Here is a 17,019-nt window from a genome sequence, read left to right on the forward strand (position 1 = left end):
ATGTGGATTAAAAGGATTTGGAGATATTAGTTACAATTAAGAGTAAAAATGCTTAAGGGAAGTTATAAATATATACTGTAAAATAATGGATAATAAAATAGTTGCCCACTTTTACTTGACTCAATCAATATAAAAACATACATTGATAAATATATAAATACATAATATAATATATAAAACTAATAAAAAAATTTAATGGAAATGATTACAAAGTGCAAAAAAAGGAGGAAAATGTTGATAAATGAAGGGAATGTTAGATGTATTTAGAAAGGAAAAGAAATATATTATATCTCAAACAGCATCTAGTAAATTGTATCAATTATTTTCACAAGTTCTCCATGAAGACGCAAATAATTCTTCCAATAAGGGATATATGGTTAGGTCATTATATTTTGATACAATAGACGATACTGATTATACAGAAAAAGAAGATGGTTATGAATATCGAAAAAAAATTCGTTTGCGTATTTATTCTCCAAGTGCAAATAGTGCTAAGTTAGAAATGAAAGAGAAAAGTGGAGATAATCAACGTAAAAGATCACTCGCTGTTTCTAAGGAGCATGCTCTGGAGTTAATATCAGGCAAATATGAATGCTTACTATCTTACGAAAATTCTTTTGCGCAGGAATTGTATTTTATTATGATGCAACAGCTTTATATACCAAAATGTGTTGTTGAATACAGGCGAGTGGCATTTATAGTGCCTGAAAATGATATAAGGATTACTCTTGATGCTCGCATTGAAGCAACTGAAAGTAATTTTGACCTATTTTCTGCAAATTTAAATCTATATCCGGTTAGCCATTTTGATGATGTAACATTAGAAGTAAAATATAATAGGTTCTTATTAAGTTATGTCAGAGATTTATTGTCAGAATGTAATAAAATGTCTACGTCAAATAGCAAATATTGTTTGGCTAGAAGTGTTAGTCAATTTAATGGTGGATTATTTATATAAAAATAGAGCCAGATAAAAATCTAATAATCTAAGAATTTAAGTTTGGAGGAAATTATGAAAGAAGAATTATTTGATTATTTGGTCACAAATACAGGGGCATTAACATTAGAAGGAGTTATATTTAATTTTTTAATGGCAGTTGTGTTAGGAATTGTTATATATATATCTTATCGGTTTTCACAAACTGGTGCAGTATATAGTGCACGTTTTAACATATCTTTGGTTATGCTTACACTAATCACAGCAATGGTAATGAACGTAATTGGAAATAATATAGCTTTATCACTAGGTATGGTGGGTGCCTTATCTATTGTACGTTTTCGTACAGCAATTAAAGACCCAAGAGATACAGCATATATTTTTTGGTCTATTGGAGTTGGTATATGTTGTGGTGTTTCGGAATTTATGATTGCGGTTGTTGGATCAGCAGTAATATTTTTATTTTTACTAATATTTGGAATGGTTAAAACCAATGATCGTTATCTACTTGTAGTTCGTGGGCAACGCAAGTGTGATGAGCATATTGAAAAAATTATAAGTGATCAATATAAAGGGAAAGCTCGTTTAAGAGTAAAGAATACTTCATCTGAAACAGTAGAATACATATTCGAGTTATCTCAAGTAATGATTAATGATGCAAATAAAAAAGAAGAGTCTATTTCAGACATACTATATAAAATAGAAGGTATGGCTAACGTAAATATTGTATGCCAAAATGATGAAATAAATCGATAAAGGATGGTTAAGAATGACAGATAGACGCAGTATCAGCTTAATAGTAATTGCGGTAAGTCTTATCATCGGTTTTAGTATGACTATTTACAATAATAAAAAAGCTGAGGTGAAAAGAACTAACTCTTATAACGAACCATTAGTTAGCCTTGAACAAGAAGATAATGCATTGGTTTCTTCGAAGGAAGATTTCACACTGAAAAGTGATTTCTCTTCACATTTGCCAATAGTGATAATTGATACTGAAGGAATAGAGCCTCCTGTAAATACACTGTTTAACGAAGAAACACTTCTATATGAATCTATCAAAGATATGGAACCTTATGTAGATGGAACTATACAGGTGCTAGATAATAGCAAAAGAAATCAGTTAACAGATACGCCGGTAAGTAAAAGCAGAATAAAAATAAAACTGCGCGGAAATACATCGATGTCATATGCTAAACCACAATATTTAGTTAAATTGGTAACAGAAACAGGACAAGATAATGAACTATCATTACTAGGAATGGGTGAAGATAAGGAGTGGATTATAAATGGCTCTATGACAGATAAAAGTATGATGCGTAATTATTTAGCTTATCGCATTGCATCACAGTTTATGCCCTATACACCGGATACAGAGTATTGCGAAGTGGTGATAAAAGAAAATGATACCTATACCTATCAGGGTGTCTATCTTTTAGGAGAAAGTATTAAGTCGGGTATAGATAGGGTAGATATTTCTAAGTATAAGGCTACTAAGAACTATAACAGCTATATGGTGCGTAGGGATAGATATGATGAAGAATCTATTCTGCTTGACACATATGCTACTGTAAATGAGCTTAGTGGGGGATATCTTGGATTACGGTATCCTAGTAAATATAGCATAACTCCAAAAATGGTAGATTATATTGAAAATGATATCAGTAAAATAGAAAGAATAATATATTCGGATAATTATTCGGAATTTTCCACCTACCCCGAATATATCAATGTTGACTCTTTTATTGATTACTTTTTAATTAATGAGTTTTTTGGAAATTATGACGCAGGTAATAATTCTACTTATATGTACAAGGACTTAGGAGGAAAGCTTAGCATGGGGCCAGTATGGGACTATGATGGTGCAGTAGATAATTTCACTGAACAACCTATGGATGTAGAAGTGATGGCATTTCAAACGGCACCGTGGTTTGACAGACTTACAACAGATAAGTCCTTTATATTAAAACTTGAAAAACGTTATTCAGAACTTAGAATAAAATATCTTTCAGAAGAAAATATTATGGATACTATTGAAGAAATTGAAACATATATTGGACCAGCCCAAGACCGTGAATGGGCTCGGTGGAATGACGCTCGGAAACAGCAAGATAAGTATGAGCTAAAATCATATATAGATACAGATGACGACTTAATTTATCGTGAAGTTTCTGAGTACAAGCAAGATATATATAAGTTGAAAACAATTTTAAGAAAACATGGTAATACAATTCCAAAGAGCTTAGAAATTTTGGAGGAATCTACAATATGGGAAACAGATTGGAGCAGTCGAAAAAATTTAATATTGTTATTGTCAATAGCTATATTTTGTATTCCCATAATTTATGTATCACGTAACTAAAATCTTAGTGTGAGTATATTTATAAATAGGATCAGGAGGGAATTTATAGCTATGAAAAAATGTAAAATTAGAATTATAATGTTTTGTGTTTTTATAACTATTTATCCCAGTAAGTGTAATGCTTTTGCTGCAAATATACCGGAAAAGGTTGAGGAAGTTAAATACTTTTTGCAAGTAATAAATACACCTTTTTGGATATGGTTTTTTAGAATAGCTTTTTGTGTTTGTATGCTAGGTATACTAATAAGTTTCTTTTACTATAGAAATAAAAAAGAATGACAACTATTTGTTGTGTGGGAGAAGATAAATGTTATTTTCAAGTATAATTTTTTTGTTTTATTTTTTACCGGTGGTAATACTGGTTTACTATGTATTAAGTATTTCAAGAATGGCACAGAATATTTGGCTTTTTATTGCTAGTATTTTCTTTTATGCATGGGGGGAGCCAATTTATGTTCTAATTATGTTATTCTCAATTTTATTAAATTCAGTGTTTGGATTCTTCATTGAGAACAGTCATGAGAATAAGAAAAAGGCGAAAATATTACTTGTTGTGGCTTGTTGCATAAACATAGGCATATTATTTGTGTTCAAGTACTTAAATTTCATTATAGAAAATATTAATGATATATTTCAAAGAGATTTGTTATCTACTACATCACTTTCACTTCCAATAGGGATTTCGTTTTTTACTTTCCAAGCATTATCTTATGTTATTGATGTTTATAAAGGAAAGACAAAAGTAGAGAAAAACCCATTTTATGTTGGATTATATATTGCATTCTTTCCACAGTTAATTGCGGGGCCAATTATTCAATATAATAATATTGCAGATCAAATTAGAAATCGTAATTCAAGCTATAAAAAGTTTTCTGTTGGCGCATGTCGTTTTGTAACAGGACTAGGTAAGAAAATGTTGTTAGCAAATAATTTTGCTATAATGGCAGATAATATTTTCAATTGGTCAACAATTGGTCAACAATATTATACTGTGCCAGCAATGCTTGCCTGGCTAGGTGCTATTGCATATACGTTGCAAATATTTTTTGATTTCTCCGCATATTCTGATATGGCAATTGGGCTTGGATTGATGTTTGGATTTAAATTTGAGGAAAATTTTAATTATCCGTATATTTCAAAGTCTATTACAGAATTTTGGCGAAGATGGCATATTTCCTTGTCGACTTGGTTTAGAGACTATGTGTATTTTCCTTTGGGTGGTTCAAGAGTTAAAAGTAAAGATAAAATGGTACGTAATCTATTTATTGTATGGCTATTAACAGGTATTTGGCATGGAGCAAACTGGACATTCCTTTTTTGGGGAATATGGAATTTTATATTTATATTAGCAGAGCGTTTCTTGCGTTATCATGAGAATAATCAACATAAAATGCTAATGAATATATATACTATGATTATAGTAATATTTGGTTGGGTGACTTTCAAAGCCACTGATTTGTATCAAGCTGGACGATACTATCTTAATATGTTTGGACTTAATAACAATGGATTTTATAGTGATCTAGCGCTTGTATTTTTAAAAGAAAATGCTTTATGGTTAGGTTTAGGAATTTTATTATGCACACCAATTGCAAAGAAGATAAATTTGCTACTAGCACAGCGAAAGATGTCTGTTATTGGAAATGTATATAATATTGCTTATCCAATTGCAATGACTGGGTTATTTATTATATGTGTTGTTTACTTAGCAAGAGGTTCATACAATCCCTTTATTTACTTTAATTTCTAGATTGTCAAAGGAGGCATAGATATGAAACACTTTTTTATGAAAAAGTATATATTTGCAGGAATATTTCTTCTTATATTGTTTACCTTCGGCATTACTAATTTTATGTATCAATTTGATGGGATGAGTATAGCTTTCCAAAAATATGAAAAAGCAACAAATCAGGATGATGTAAAAAAGCTAATTAGCAAAATAGAAGATACAGCCAATGACGAACTGGTGGGTAAAATCAGCTTTATTGAAACATATGGATATATTCAAAAATTGTTAGGTAAAAGTGAAATAGATAATTTTACTTATGGAAAAGATAAAAGCGGCTATTTAAACTATCCAAGCTTTTATAGAGAAGATGATGCTAAATTAAAGGAATATGCAAAACAAATACGAAGACTAAAAGAAAGCGTTGCAAGCAAAGAAACTGAAACTTTATTTATTAATCCACCAGGAAAATATGTGCCAAATATTTCATTATATGACAAAGGTTTCCCAGTTAGCGATACAAATAAAATTCAAGATGAATTCTTACTTTATCTTCAAAATAATAGTGTTGAAACATTAGATTTACGAAAACCAATATTAGAATCAGGACTACCTTATGAAAAACTTTTCTATAAAACAGACCACCACTGGACAATTGAAGCAGCTTTTCTTGGTTTTTGTGCCATAGTGGATGATATGGAAAGTCGCTATGGTGTGCAGCTTGACCCAAATAAATTTTATCGTGATTTGAATAATTATAATATACACTACTATCCTCAAAGCATGCTTGGTTCTATGGGGAGAAATTCAGGAATTAATTATAGCGGCTTAGATGATTTTACATTTATTACACCTAAATTTGAAACAAACTTAGTTTGGGAAGCTATAGATCTTAATGGAGATACAAAGCGTAAAGAAGGTAGTTTTGAAGAGTCGATATTACAATTAGATCTTCTATCTTCTTCTAAAATCTATTCGGTTTCTAAGTATGATACATATATTGAAACTATTAATCCCTGGGATAAAATCACAAATAAGAACAATCCAGATGGTCCTAAAATATTATGTATACGAGATTCTTATTTTTCACCAACTCTTTCCTTTTTGGCCCCTTTATGTAGTGAAATACATATGATTTGGCCATTGGCGACTACCAATAAGGTAGACATTGAAAAGTATTTAGAGGAGAATAACTTTGATTATGTATTTATAGAATTATATCCAGGCAATATTAATGAAGAAGCTTTCACTTTTTTTTAAAGTGAAAACAAAGAATAAAATATTATACTAACAGTAGGGAGGTTAGTGGATGTATAAGAAAATAATAAACATTTTTGGTTGGAGTATTTTTTTATTAATTATTTTTTTCGGGTACTGGAGTATTCACTTGCAAAATACAAAAAAAATTAAACAAGGTATGCCGGTTGAAATTTCTTTTTTAGGACTTAAAGAAGATGCAGATTGTATTCTTGTACAACAAGGTGAAGTAAATGTGGTGATTGATACAGGTGAAAAACAAGATACACAGAAAATTCTAAGTTATTTAAAGAGAAAAAATGTATCTTCTATTGAATTTTTAATTCTTACTCATCCAGATAAAGACCATATTGGTGGCGCAGTGGAGATTATAGATAATTTTGAAGTGAAAAACATTGTTCAACCTTATTATGCAAAAGAGAATGAGCAACTAGAAATTTTAAATAAAAAAATTGAAATACAAGGTATCCCTATAATATATCCAACAGTAACTCGCAAATTTTCAGTTGGTGAAATGAATATACTTGTATATCCACCCTTAGAAAAACATTATACAAAGGACAATAATTATTCATTAGCTACTTTGATTAAGCATGGTAAGGTCAATATGCTATTTGCGGGAGATGCAGAGAAAAAAAGAATTGGAGAAATGTTGTTAATTAATTGGGAAAATATTGATCTTTTTAAAATACCTCACCACGGACGTGCAAATATTAATTCGGAAGAATTTATTAGAAAGTTAAGTCCAACTTATGCGGTAGTTACATCAAATAATGCTGATGAAATAATTAAGGAAACTTGTGAAGAGACAAACACCCAAGTGTTTTATACAGGAACTGGGGATAAAATCTTTCAGAGCAATGGTGATGTATTACAGCTTCAAGATGATGATTAAACTTACGAGGATATTCCAAAGCTATGAATAATAATGTAGAGTAAAGGAGAGTGTTGGTAAATGAAAAAGGTGAATTTAAGAAAATATAAAAACAGAGCATGGTTGATACTTAATATTGTGTTAACGTGCATTTATCTAGGTTGGAGGATTCTCTATACAATACCAATTGAATTTGGATTAGTATCATTAATTGTTGGTATACCTTTAATTGTTGTAGAGGTGTTGGGTGCATTAGAAGCAGCTGTTCATTATTTTAATATGCACAAAATTGAGACATACCCTCTGCCAAAGGTTCCTTTAGATATGTATCCTGATGTAGATGTATATATTGCTACATATAGTGAAACTAATGATTTATTGTTTAAGACAGTAAACGGATGTTTATATATGGACTATCCTGATAAAAATAAAGTTCATATATATTTATGTGATGATAGTAGAAGACCAGAAGTACGCAAACTTGCACAAGAAATGGGAATAAATTACATAGATAGAGAAGATAATAAAGGTGCTAAGGCCGGAAATTTAAATCATGCAATGACTGTTACATCATCTCCTTTAATTGTGACTTTTGATGCTGATATGATTCCGAAACATGATTTTTTAGTGAAAACAGTTCCTTATTTCATTGATGCAGAGATTAAGAACAAGCAGTTGGCAGAAAAGGATAAAATTAAACTTGGATTTATTCAGACACCTCAAAGTTTTTATAATCCAGATTTGTTCCAGTTCAACCTGTTCTCTGAAAATAGGATTCCAAATGAACAAGATTACTTTTATAAGGATATTCAAATTTCAAGAAATAAAACCAATAGTGTTATTTATGGCGGATCTAATACATTATTATCAAGGGCTGCGCTAGTTGACATTGGTGGTTTCTTTATGGGATCTATAACAGAGGACTTTGCAACGGGAATACTATTACAGAAAAAAGGATATATTTGTTATGCAATTAATGAGGTTTTAGCTTCAGGACTATCTCCAACAGATCTTAAGAGCTTACTTCAACAACGTGTTCGCTGGGCAAGGGGCGTAATTACAACAGGAAGAAAAATGCACATTTTGAGTACTCCTAACTTAAACTTAGGACAAAAGGCTAATTATATGGCTTCAATTTGGTACTGGTATGTACCAATAAAACGACTAATATACATTATGTCACCAATTCTTTTTGCTACATTTGGTTATATTGTCTTGAAGTGTACCTTATTAGAAGTTTTAATATTTTGGCTACCTATGTATGTGACCAGTAATATATCATTAAGAATGCTTAGTCGAAATATTCGAACTACTAAATGGACTGGTGTGTATGAAACACTATTGTTCCCATTTATGTTATTCCCAGTTATTTTAGAAACCTTTGGTATAACTCTTAAGAAGTTTAAAGTTACTAAAAAGGGCGACTTTGAAAATGAAAAAGGTAAAAACATTGCATATATGATCCCTTTTATTGTTTTGATTGTATTGTCAGTGATAGGAATTTTTAATCTTATAGGAATAATTTTTGAAAGTTCATCATTAAGTCCAATTGTTGTGCTATTCTGGTTAATTATAAATTTATTCAGCTTAGTTATGTCTGTTTTCTTTGTACAAGGAAGAGAGTTTATGCGTAAGAGCGAAAGAGTTACTGCAGAAATAGATTGTGAAGTACAGGATAGTTTTATGACATTTGTGGGTAAAACTAAAGATTTTTCTGAAAATGGTGTTTCAATTATACTAAATAAGCCTGTAAATATTGACGATGAGCAGGAGGTTAATATTAACTTAAATACAGATCGATATCATGCCAAAATTAGGGCGAGAATAGTTCATGTTGAAGAAACTAAAGACGGATGGAAATACGCATTTTATATAACAGATATGCTTGATTCATATAAAGACTATCTCCAAATATTATACGATAGAGTTCCAACATTGCCTTTAACTTTAGCTGATGCCCTTAGTAGCTTTGATGATTTAAAGTTGAATGTTTCTAACAGAACAAAGGAAACATTTTATCAGAATAGACGACTTCCAAGAATTAATATGGATATAGATGTTAAAACTAAAAATGGTAGATTTGTGCATATTATAAATTATAACTATAAATATATTGTCTTGAGTATACAAGATAAACCGAAAGAACTGCAATTGATACCAGTAGAGGGGTTAGAACTTAAGTGTAAATATGAGAGAACAATAAGAGAAAATATTGAACTATACGCAATTAAAAATTATAATGAAATCCATACAAATGTTGAAGAACAAAAATTATTAGAAGAATGGATTGAAGAAGTTAGAATTGCTCACCCGGGGAAAGGGGTGGCAAAAAATGATACAAAAGTATTCAAGGAAGAGGAACTGGAAGAAATGGATTTACTCTAAACTATATCCTATAATTACTGCTGTTTTAATTTTATTTGCAATTTACTTTGGGGTATACATTTATAATAAGTCGGCAGGAATTCGGTTTGTAAAAAATATGAAGGCTGGTTGGAATCTAGGAAATTCTTTAGATGTTAAGGAGCGAGGTATTATAAATGGTGATCCAGAAATTTATGAAGTTTTTTGGGGAAACCCACTAACTACTAAAGCCATTATAGATGAAATTAAATCAGGTGGCTTTAACACAATTAGAATTCCTGTTACATGGTATGAACATATGGATGAGAAAGGTGTAATCGATGAAAAATGGATGAATAGAGTACAGGAAGTTGTTGATTATGTTCTTGATAATGATATGTATGCAATCATTGATATCCATCATGATGAATGGTTCGCACCAACTTATGACAATCAAGAGAATGCAAAGAAGATGTTATGTTCAACATGGTCCCAAATTGCAGATCGATTTGAAAATTATAATGAGCATTTAATATTTGAAGCCATGAATGAGCCAAGGCTAATTGATACTGAGTTTGAGTGGAATGCTGGAAATAAAGAAGCGAGAGAAGTATTAAATAATTTAAATGCTGCTTTTGTAGAAACTATACGCGAAGGTTCAAAGGAAAATAAAAAACGTTATTTAATGTTAGCGACATACTGTAATTCATCTGATGAAGAAGCTGTAAAGGATTTTATATTACCCCAGGACAAACACATAATTCTATCAATTCATGAATATGTACCTTATGATTTTGTTATGAATGAGGATGGCACAAATGAGTGGAGCAAAGAAAACAGCAAAGATACGAAAGCTATAGATGAGACGGTTAATAACCTTTATTATAGTTTTATTAGTAAAGGGATACCAGTAGTGGTTAGCGAGTTTGGTGCAGCTAATAAAAATAATATTGAAGCTCGTTTAGAATGGGTTAATTATTATGTAACTGCCGCAAGAGACAAAAAAATTATGTGCATTTGGTGGGATGAGGGAAGTAGTGAAGATAAGCCTGGTAAGTATGAGCTGTTCGATAGACATAATCTAAAATGGGAATACCCTGAGATTGTAGATATACTAACTAAGTAAATTATAAAAGGAGTTGCTTAATATGAAAAATTTTATAAAACCAAATGTGTTTTTAAGTAAATGCTTAGGATTTGATAGCTGTAGATATAATGGTCAAATGATAACTGATCCATTTGTTGAAATGTTAAAGCCTTACATAAATATTATCAATGTTTGTCCAGAAATGGCTATAGGACTTGGAGTGCCAAGAGACCCAATTAGAGTTGTAGCCGAATCTAATGAATTAAAATTATATCAGCCAAAAACTGAAAAAGAATTCACAAAGGAAATGATAGATTTCTCAGAGGCTTATATAAATAATTTAAAGAATATTGATGGCTTCATTTTAAAAAGTTCCTCACCTTCTTGTGGATACAAAAACGTAAAAATTTATCATGGAACTGCTAAAGGAGCCGCATGTGTAAAAGGAGCGGGATTCTTTGGGGGCAAGGTTATAGAGGTTTTTCCCTATATGGCTATAGAAGATGAAGGAAGATTACATAATTATAGGATTCGTGATAATTTTCTAACAAAAATTTTTATGAGTGCAGATTTTAGAATAGTAAAAGATTCTAACTCTTTAGGAGAACTCATAAAATTTCAAAGTAGAAATAAACTATTACTTATGGCAAATAGCCAAAAGTATATGAAGATTTTAGGAAAGATTGTTTCAAATAGTAAAGATGATGCTATTGAAGTTATTCTGGAGGAATATGAAAAAAATCTAAAGTTAGCTTTTGAAAAAATTCCTAGATATACAAATAATATTAATGTTCTATTGCATGCTATGGGATATTTTTCTAAGTTTATAACTAAAAAGGAAACGGAATTGATACTTGATTGCTTTGAAAAGTACAAAACTGGAAAACTCACTCTAAACGCACCTATGTTATTAGTAAAATCATATGTAGTCAGGTTTGACATTAGTTATCTTTTGGATCAAACATATTTTTGCCCATATCCGGAAGAATTAGTATTCTTAGAGGACTCTGCAAAATCAGTTATATAAAATAGATAAAAATTTTATTTACGATAATGATAAAATCACAGAATATAATATTATGAAGATTGACAATTATGTTACTATAAGAGATAATATATTGAAAAATGTATCTACTAAAATGAATTGTGAAGGATGATATAATTATGCAAATTAGATTTGATAGAAAGTATCTCAAATATGTAATATATGTTGCTCTAGCAGCGACCTTGATTTTTATAAGCTATAATATAGTCTTTAATTTCAAAGCGTTTTTGGATAATATAGCTAGTATAATAAAAACGGTAGTATCAATAAGTTCTCCCCTCATTATTGGTTGTGTAATTGCGTATTTTTTATATCCATTATCAAAATTCATAAATACTTTTCTTGTTAAACGTCTGAAACTTAAAGAAAAAACCTATTTAGTTAGCATTGGACTAACATATTTAGCAGTAATTTTATTGCTCATTGTGCTTGTTTATAGCATATATGCAATGATTGGTGGACAAATTAGCAACAATCAAAACTTATCGGTTATGTTCACAACTATTAGTGATTATGTAAAGCGTTATAATGAGTTATTTGATTTTATTAATGAAAGAATTACTGAAAGTGGTCTATCTGGAGATATACAAGGGTACTTAGCTCAGGCAATAGAGCAAATATATCTTTATTTATCAGTGTCTATAGATAGTATAATTAAAGTATCTACAAGCATCGGCAATGGAGTTATAAATAGTTTTATTGGCTTGTTTATTTCATTCTATTTGTTAAAAGACCATGATTTTTTTAAAAAGCTCTATTTGAGTTTGATGAGTCTTATAGTGAGTGAAGGTAAACTTAAGAGCCTTAATAATACCATTTTTGAAATCAATGATATTATATCCAAGTTCATAAGAGGACAACTACTCGATGGTGCAATAGTAGGATTAATTAGTGGTATTGGTCTATCGATTATAGGCCTTGAATTTTCTTTTATTATTGGCCTTATTGCTGGTATAGCTAATATTATACCTTATGTCGGCCCATTAATTGGTTGTATTCCAGCAGTTATTGTTGGTATTCTTAGCCCTAACCCTATTATGGCTTTATGGGCTGTAATTCTGCTTTTAGCTGTGCAACAACTTGATAGTGCTATTATATCACCAAATATTGTAGGAGATAGCATGGGGTTACATCCAATATTTATTATAATGGCAGTAATTATAGGTGGCAGTGTAGCAGGTATAATTGGAATGCTTTTAGCCGTGCCTGTTGCGGGTATCATAAAGCTATTTTTAATGAAGATTGTAATAAAGCGTAAGGAAAAAGATAATACAAAAATATAAGATTAAATTAAAAAAACTGATAGATATGTATAGGCGGAAATAAAAAGATGAAGCCTAAATTAGTGAGGCCACTTAAAAACTATATGTTTTTCAATCAAAATTATGGAAGATATAAAAAATGGGTATGCAGAGATAGAATAAAATCTGTGTACCCATTTTCTATCCTATTAGTTTTATTATTCGCTTTTAATGAACGACAAACATCACTGTCACTACATGAATATCTATCTTTCTGTTTTTTGAAACTTTTTTTTACCAGGCTTGTGATGGATTGAATGAAATGGGAGTGCATAACTTAAGGGAAAGAAAAAAATACCATTTAAGCCTCTTGAGGTTATGATGAAGTGGAGGGGTTTTTCAAAATTCTTTTGTATTAGACCAGTATAGACGGGAAACTTGAAAGTGATACCAATATATAGAGGTAGATATAGTTATTTTGATATTATATAATACGGCCTTAGTCCTTTAAAATTAGGGGTAAGGCCGTTTAATTTGATTCTTATTATTTCCATTGTCTCTAATTTACATGGGACAGTTCAAACTACAAAAAGTTTATGCTATAGGGTATATTTTATAATTGGCTTGGAATAACTGAAAATTATAAAGATTCAGAAGTATTTGCTAGATATAAACTACATTTGACAAAAGAAGGATAAAATATAAATTAGCGATTCACAGCTAAGGGGTCATATTCCCAACTATCCAAAGAATGTATAGCAAAGCCCTTGAAAGATGAGTTAGTTCTATAATTTAGGTAAACAGTATTTAATTCATTATTCATATGAGCTTCTCCTTCCTCAAAAAAAGTAACAAAAGGAGTATCTGGTATATTTACAGTTTCAACAGATATAGTTACGTTTACATTATATTTATTACATAAACTCATTTCAGTTTCAATAATTTTATTAATTCCATTGTCTTCAGTGGCAATATCTCTATATGCCATAATTGAGACTGTCTTTATATTTTCAAATATCCACTCCGCAAGATTTCCGCTTCCATAGATTGTAGTATATTGCACTGTATTAAACCAAAAAGGTATATCTATACCTAAATTTAAATTAAGTTCTTTACAACTGTTTTTTGATGCCAACAGAAAATTTTGATATTTGCTTATTATTAAATTTGGATTAGTGTTATATTGATCGTTATAATAGGGCTCTACATCGAGATGAACGCCTTTAAACTGCTCATTCGATGGTGTAGCTTTCTGATAGCTAGTTAACCAGTCAAAAAATATGTTTTGACTGGTTGGCTCGTCTGCTAAAATCCATTCCGGTGACCCATCCAAAGCTTCAACAATTATATTGTTATTTGTTGCTTTACGGATGAAAGTTCTGTAATTCGCATGGTTCATACTATAATCAATTTGAAGGTGAAGAACTTTAACGTTATTTTTCACTAAAAAACTTATTATAGCATCTGAATTGTTAACTATTTCTGAAGTATCCCACAACCAAGTTGAAAAACTTACATTATCTTCAATAAAACTATTGGTTTTACTATTTGTAGTTTTAGCCGTTATTGATGACACAATAAGAATTGCAATTAACAAAATGGCTAAAAGAAATTTTTTTATCTTTATAATAATCTCTCCTTTTTGAAAATAATTTAAATTTATTACATGCTATATAATAAGTATAGCTATATTTATCCATTTATAAAGATAAATATTTTAATGCATATGGATGGGATAGTTTCTTCTTTATTCGCCAAGTTTTTATTAAAATAAACAAAAAATAAGTAACAAAAATGTAAAATATGAAATAATTTTGTATAATATACAAAAAAAACATTGTAACAATATATTATATAAGATACTATACAATATAGTATGGAAAGTAAATGTAATTGTAGAATATTATGTATTAATTAATAAGAGTTTTAATATTAAAGAAGTGTTTATGACGAAAATATTATATAAATGAAACTTTAAGAATAAAGGATGGAAAAAAATGAAGAAAAAAATTCTTATACTTAGTGTATTGATATTATCTATTGTAATTGGATTTGTAGTATATGCAAAATATTTTAGTAACGCCAGTGATACAAAAAATATATTTAAAGATGAGGATTCTATTCAATACATGTCTAAAGTTGATGCGGAAAATTTTTATATTTATAAAGATAATACATGGCAAAAGGAATTTATAATGGGTGTAAATATGGGGGCAGCAAAACCGGGATATTTTCCAGGGGAATTTGGTATTACAAAGGAAGATTATTTAAGGTGGTTTAAATATATCAGTGATATGAATTCAAATACTATTAGAATTTATACTATATTAAATCCTGAATTTTATGATGCATTTTATGAATATAATGAAAGTGCTGTGAATACTTTATATTTAATTCAAGGAGTATGGATAAATGAGTCGGATATAGCTAAGTATAAGGATGCTTATAATCCACAAATTGAAAGCAATTTTAAAGAAGAAATAGAAACAACCATTGATGTCTTACATGGGAATAAAATAATAAAAAAGGTACCAGGCAATGCTTGTGGTATTTATGAGAAAGATGTATCAAAATACGTTTTAGGATATGTTCTAGGAATAGAGTGGGATCCAGCGTTTGTAACTATAACTAATGATAATAACAAAGATAATGTTAATTATGATGGAAAATATCTATATAGTAAGGATGCTTCACCCTTTGAAAACTTTTTATGTTCTAAAGGGGATGAGTGTATTGAGTATGAAACTGAAAACTATAAAATTCAAAGGCCAGTAAGTTTCACGAATTGGGTTACTACTGATATGCTTAGCCACCCAAATGAACCACTCGTTGAAGAAGATCAAGTTTGCGTAAATGTGGAAAATATAAAGAGCAAAGATACTTTTAAGGCAGGTCTTTTTGCATCATATCATATTTACCCGTATTATCCAGATTCTATGAACTATCAAAAGGAATATTCTAATTTCAAAGATAATAATGGGAATATAGATACATATAGAGCCTATTTAAAAGATTTAAAGAAAGAGCACAGTATACCTGTTTTAGTTGCAGAGTTTGGAATTCCAGCTTCTCGAGGTAAGGCCCATGAGAATATTAATACAGGATTTAATCAAGGAAATGTTTCGGAAAAAGATCAAGGAGAAATGGATGCAGCTATGCTGAAGGATATCTATGAAGAAGGTTATGCTGGAGGGATAGTATTTGCATTTCAAGATGAATGGTTTAAAAGAGCTTGGAATACTATGGGGTTAGATATAGCGGATAGAAGAGCTTATTGGAATAATACTCAAACGAATGAACAACATTTTGGGTTATTAAGTTTTGATTCAGGCAAAAAAGAAAGCACTTGTTATGTTGATGGAGATATAAATGATTGGGATGGTACTAGCGCTGTTTCTACAAATAATGGCACTGAACTTTATGTGAAATCTGATGAAACTTATCTTTATTTTATGGTTAAAAGTTCAAATTTTGATTTTGCTAAAGATAATTTGTTTATACCTATAGATACAATACAGAATCAAGGTAATTTAAGTTATAATGGCTTAAATTTTAATAAAGATGCTGATTTTATTGTATCAATAAATGGAACGGATAAATCACAAATACTTGTAGATCCTTATTATGATAGCTTTCAGTATTTGTATGGAAATCAACTTAGTATAATTACTCAAGATAAAGATTATGATATAAAAAATAGCGATAAATTTAACCCTATATATTTACCTTTAAATATTGAACTTGAGTTACCTCAAGATAAAGTTAAAATACCATTTAGTAAATATGAAACTGGAAAGCTTCTCTATGGAGATGGAAATCCTAATAATGAGAACTATAACTCCTTGGCAGATTTTTATGTGAAAGATAATGTTGTTGAAGTAAGAATACCTTGGCAACTTATTAATGTAATGGATCCATCAACAAAAATGATCATGAATGATCTGCAAATTGATGGAATAAGGCCAATTAAAACTGATGGAATAAATGTAGGATCTAGTATTTCAAGTGACACTAATGCGGATCAAAATATAGAAATGAACTTATACAATTGGGATACTTGGGAAAATCCTATTTATCATGAAAGATTAAAAGAATCCTATTATATACTAAAGGATGCTTTTAGCCAATATAAATAGAGAGGTGGAAA

The 17,019-nt window shown here is 29.9% G+C and carries 13 protein-coding genes; 12 read left to right on the plus strand and 1 reads right to left on the minus strand.

Going from position 1 to position 17,019, the window contains the following annotated elements:
* Positions 1-241: 241 nt before the first annotated feature.
* The 11 genes from CLVI_RS11270 to CLVI_RS11320 all read left to right on the plus strand — a co-directional run bounded on the left by CLVI_RS11270 (position 242) and on the right by CLVI_RS11320 (position 12,914).
* The gene (locus tag CLVI_RS11270; RefSeq protein ID WP_106060235.1) at positions 242-958 is read left to right on the plus strand and encodes a polyphosphate polymerase domain-containing protein; all 717 of its coding nucleotides are present in this window, start codon (positions 242-244) and stop codon (positions 956-958) included.
* Between the two features lie 54 nt (positions 959-1,012).
* Positions 1,013-1,693 carry a DUF4956 domain-containing protein gene (locus tag CLVI_RS11275; protein ID WP_106060236.1) on the plus strand — a complete coding sequence of 227 codons (681 nt, stop codon included), beginning with the start codon at positions 1,013-1,015 and terminating at the stop codon, positions 1,691-1,693.
* Between the two features lie 13 nt (positions 1,694-1,706).
* Entirely contained in the window at positions 1,707-3,299 is a 1,593-nt protein-coding gene (locus tag CLVI_RS11280) for a CotH kinase family protein (protein WP_106060237.1), read from the plus strand.
* 51 nt (positions 3,300-3,350) lie between these two features.
* Entirely contained in the window at positions 3,351-3,578 is a 228-nt protein-coding gene (locus CLVI_RS11285; RefSeq protein ID WP_106060238.1) for a hypothetical protein, read from the plus strand.
* Between the two features lie 184 nt (positions 3,579-3,762).
* A complete protein-coding gene (locus tag CLVI_RS11290; protein WP_341458755.1) occupies positions 3,763-5,049 on the plus strand; it encodes an MBOAT family O-acyltransferase in 1,287 nt (428 codons plus the stop codon).
* Positions 5,050-5,070: 21 nt separating this feature from the next.
* Complete coding sequence (locus CLVI_RS11295) at positions 5,071-6,285, plus strand: DHHW family protein (protein ID WP_106060240.1); 1,215 nt, start codon at positions 5,071-5,073, stop codon at positions 6,283-6,285.
* 49 nt (positions 6,286-6,334) lie between these two features.
* Positions 6,335-7,177: a ComEC/Rec2 family competence protein gene (locus tag CLVI_RS11300; protein WP_106060241.1), complete on the plus strand. Its 843-nt coding sequence runs from the start codon at positions 6,335-6,337 to the stop codon at positions 7,175-7,177.
* A 60-nt stretch (positions 7,178-7,237) separates the two neighbouring features.
* Positions 7,238-9,541, plus strand: coding sequence for a glycosyltransferase (locus CLVI_RS11305; RefSeq protein ID WP_106060242.1), 2,304 nt, complete (start codon positions 7,238-7,240; stop codon positions 9,539-9,541).
* Positions 9,489-10,625 (plus strand): glycoside hydrolase family 5 protein, encoded by a 1,137-nt coding sequence (locus CLVI_RS11310; RefSeq protein WP_106060243.1) that lies wholly within the window; start codon positions 9,489-9,491, stop codon positions 10,623-10,625. Before CLVI_RS11305 ends, CLVI_RS11310 begins: the two co-directional genes overlap by 53 nt.
* Positions 10,626-10,647: 22 nt before the next feature.
* Positions 10,648-11,613: a YbgA family protein gene (locus CLVI_RS11315; protein WP_106060244.1), complete on the plus strand. Its 966-nt coding sequence runs from the start codon at positions 10,648-10,650 to the stop codon at positions 11,611-11,613.
* Positions 11,614-11,750: 137 nt separating this feature from the next.
* Complete coding sequence (locus CLVI_RS11320) at positions 11,751-12,914, plus strand: AI-2E family transporter (protein ID WP_106060245.1); 1,164 nt, start codon at positions 11,751-11,753, stop codon at positions 12,912-12,914.
* A 664-nt stretch (positions 12,915-13,578) separates the two neighbouring features.
* Here the strand turns inward: CLVI_RS11320 and CLVI_RS11325 are convergent.
* Positions 13,579-14,469: an amidase gene (locus CLVI_RS11325; RefSeq protein ID WP_146127328.1), complete on the minus strand. Its 891-nt coding sequence runs from the start codon at positions 14,467-14,469 to the stop codon at positions 13,579-13,581.
* A 400-nt stretch (positions 14,470-14,869) separates the two neighbouring features.
* Between CLVI_RS11325 and CLVI_RS11330 the strand changes: the two genes are divergently transcribed.
* Positions 14,870-17,008, plus strand: coding sequence for a family 2 glycosyl transferase (locus CLVI_RS11330; protein ID WP_106060247.1), 2,139 nt, complete (start codon positions 14,870-14,872; stop codon positions 17,006-17,008).
* The last annotated feature ends 11 nt before the right edge of the window (positions 17,009-17,019 follow it).

It is taken from the genome of Clostridium vincentii, from assembly GCF_002995745.1.
GTDB classification, from domain to species: Bacteria; Bacillota; Clostridia; order Clostridiales; family Clostridiaceae; genus Clostridium; species Clostridium vincentii.

Bases quoted from the DNA above. Each gene is read 5' to 3' on its own strand.
- CLVI_RS11280 (WP_106060237.1), top strand. From the start codon at position 1,707: ATGACAGATAGACGCAGTATCAGCTTAATAGTAATTGCGGTAAGTCTT.
- CLVI_RS11320 (WP_106060245.1), top strand. From the start codon at position 11,751: ATGCAAATTAGATTTGATAGAAAGTATCTCAAATATGTAATATATGTT.
- CLVI_RS11300 (WP_106060241.1), top strand. From the start codon at position 6,335: ATGTATAAGAAAATAATAAACATTTTTGGTTGGAGTATTTTTTTATTA.
- CLVI_RS11315 (WP_106060244.1), top strand. From the start codon at position 10,648: ATGAAAAATTTTATAAAACCAAATGTGTTTTTAAGTAAATGCTTAGGA.
- CLVI_RS11330 (WP_106060247.1), top strand. From the start codon at position 14,870: ATGAAGAAAAAAATTCTTATACTTAGTGTATTGATATTATCTATTGTA.
- CLVI_RS11275 (WP_106060236.1), top strand. From the start codon at position 1,013: ATGAAAGAAGAATTATTTGATTATTTGGTCACAAATACAGGGGCATTA.
- CLVI_RS11270 (WP_106060235.1), top strand. From the start codon at position 242: ATGAAGGGAATGTTAGATGTATTTAGAAAGGAAAAGAAATATATTATA.
- CLVI_RS11295 (WP_106060240.1), top strand. From the start codon at position 5,071: ATGAAACACTTTTTTATGAAAAAGTATATATTTGCAGGAATATTTCTT.
- CLVI_RS11310 (WP_106060243.1), top strand. From the start codon at position 9,489: ATGATACAAAAGTATTCAAGGAAGAGGAACTGGAAGAAATGGATTTAC.
- CLVI_RS11305 (WP_106060242.1), top strand. From the start codon at position 7,238: ATGAAAAAGGTGAATTTAAGAAAATATAAAAACAGAGCATGGTTGATA.
- CLVI_RS11290 (WP_341458755.1), top strand. From the start codon at position 3,763: ATGTTATTCTCAATTTTATTAAATTCAGTGTTTGGATTCTTCATTGAG.
- CLVI_RS11285 (WP_106060238.1), top strand. From the start codon at position 3,351: ATGAAAAAATGTAAAATTAGAATTATAATGTTTTGTGTTTTTATAACT.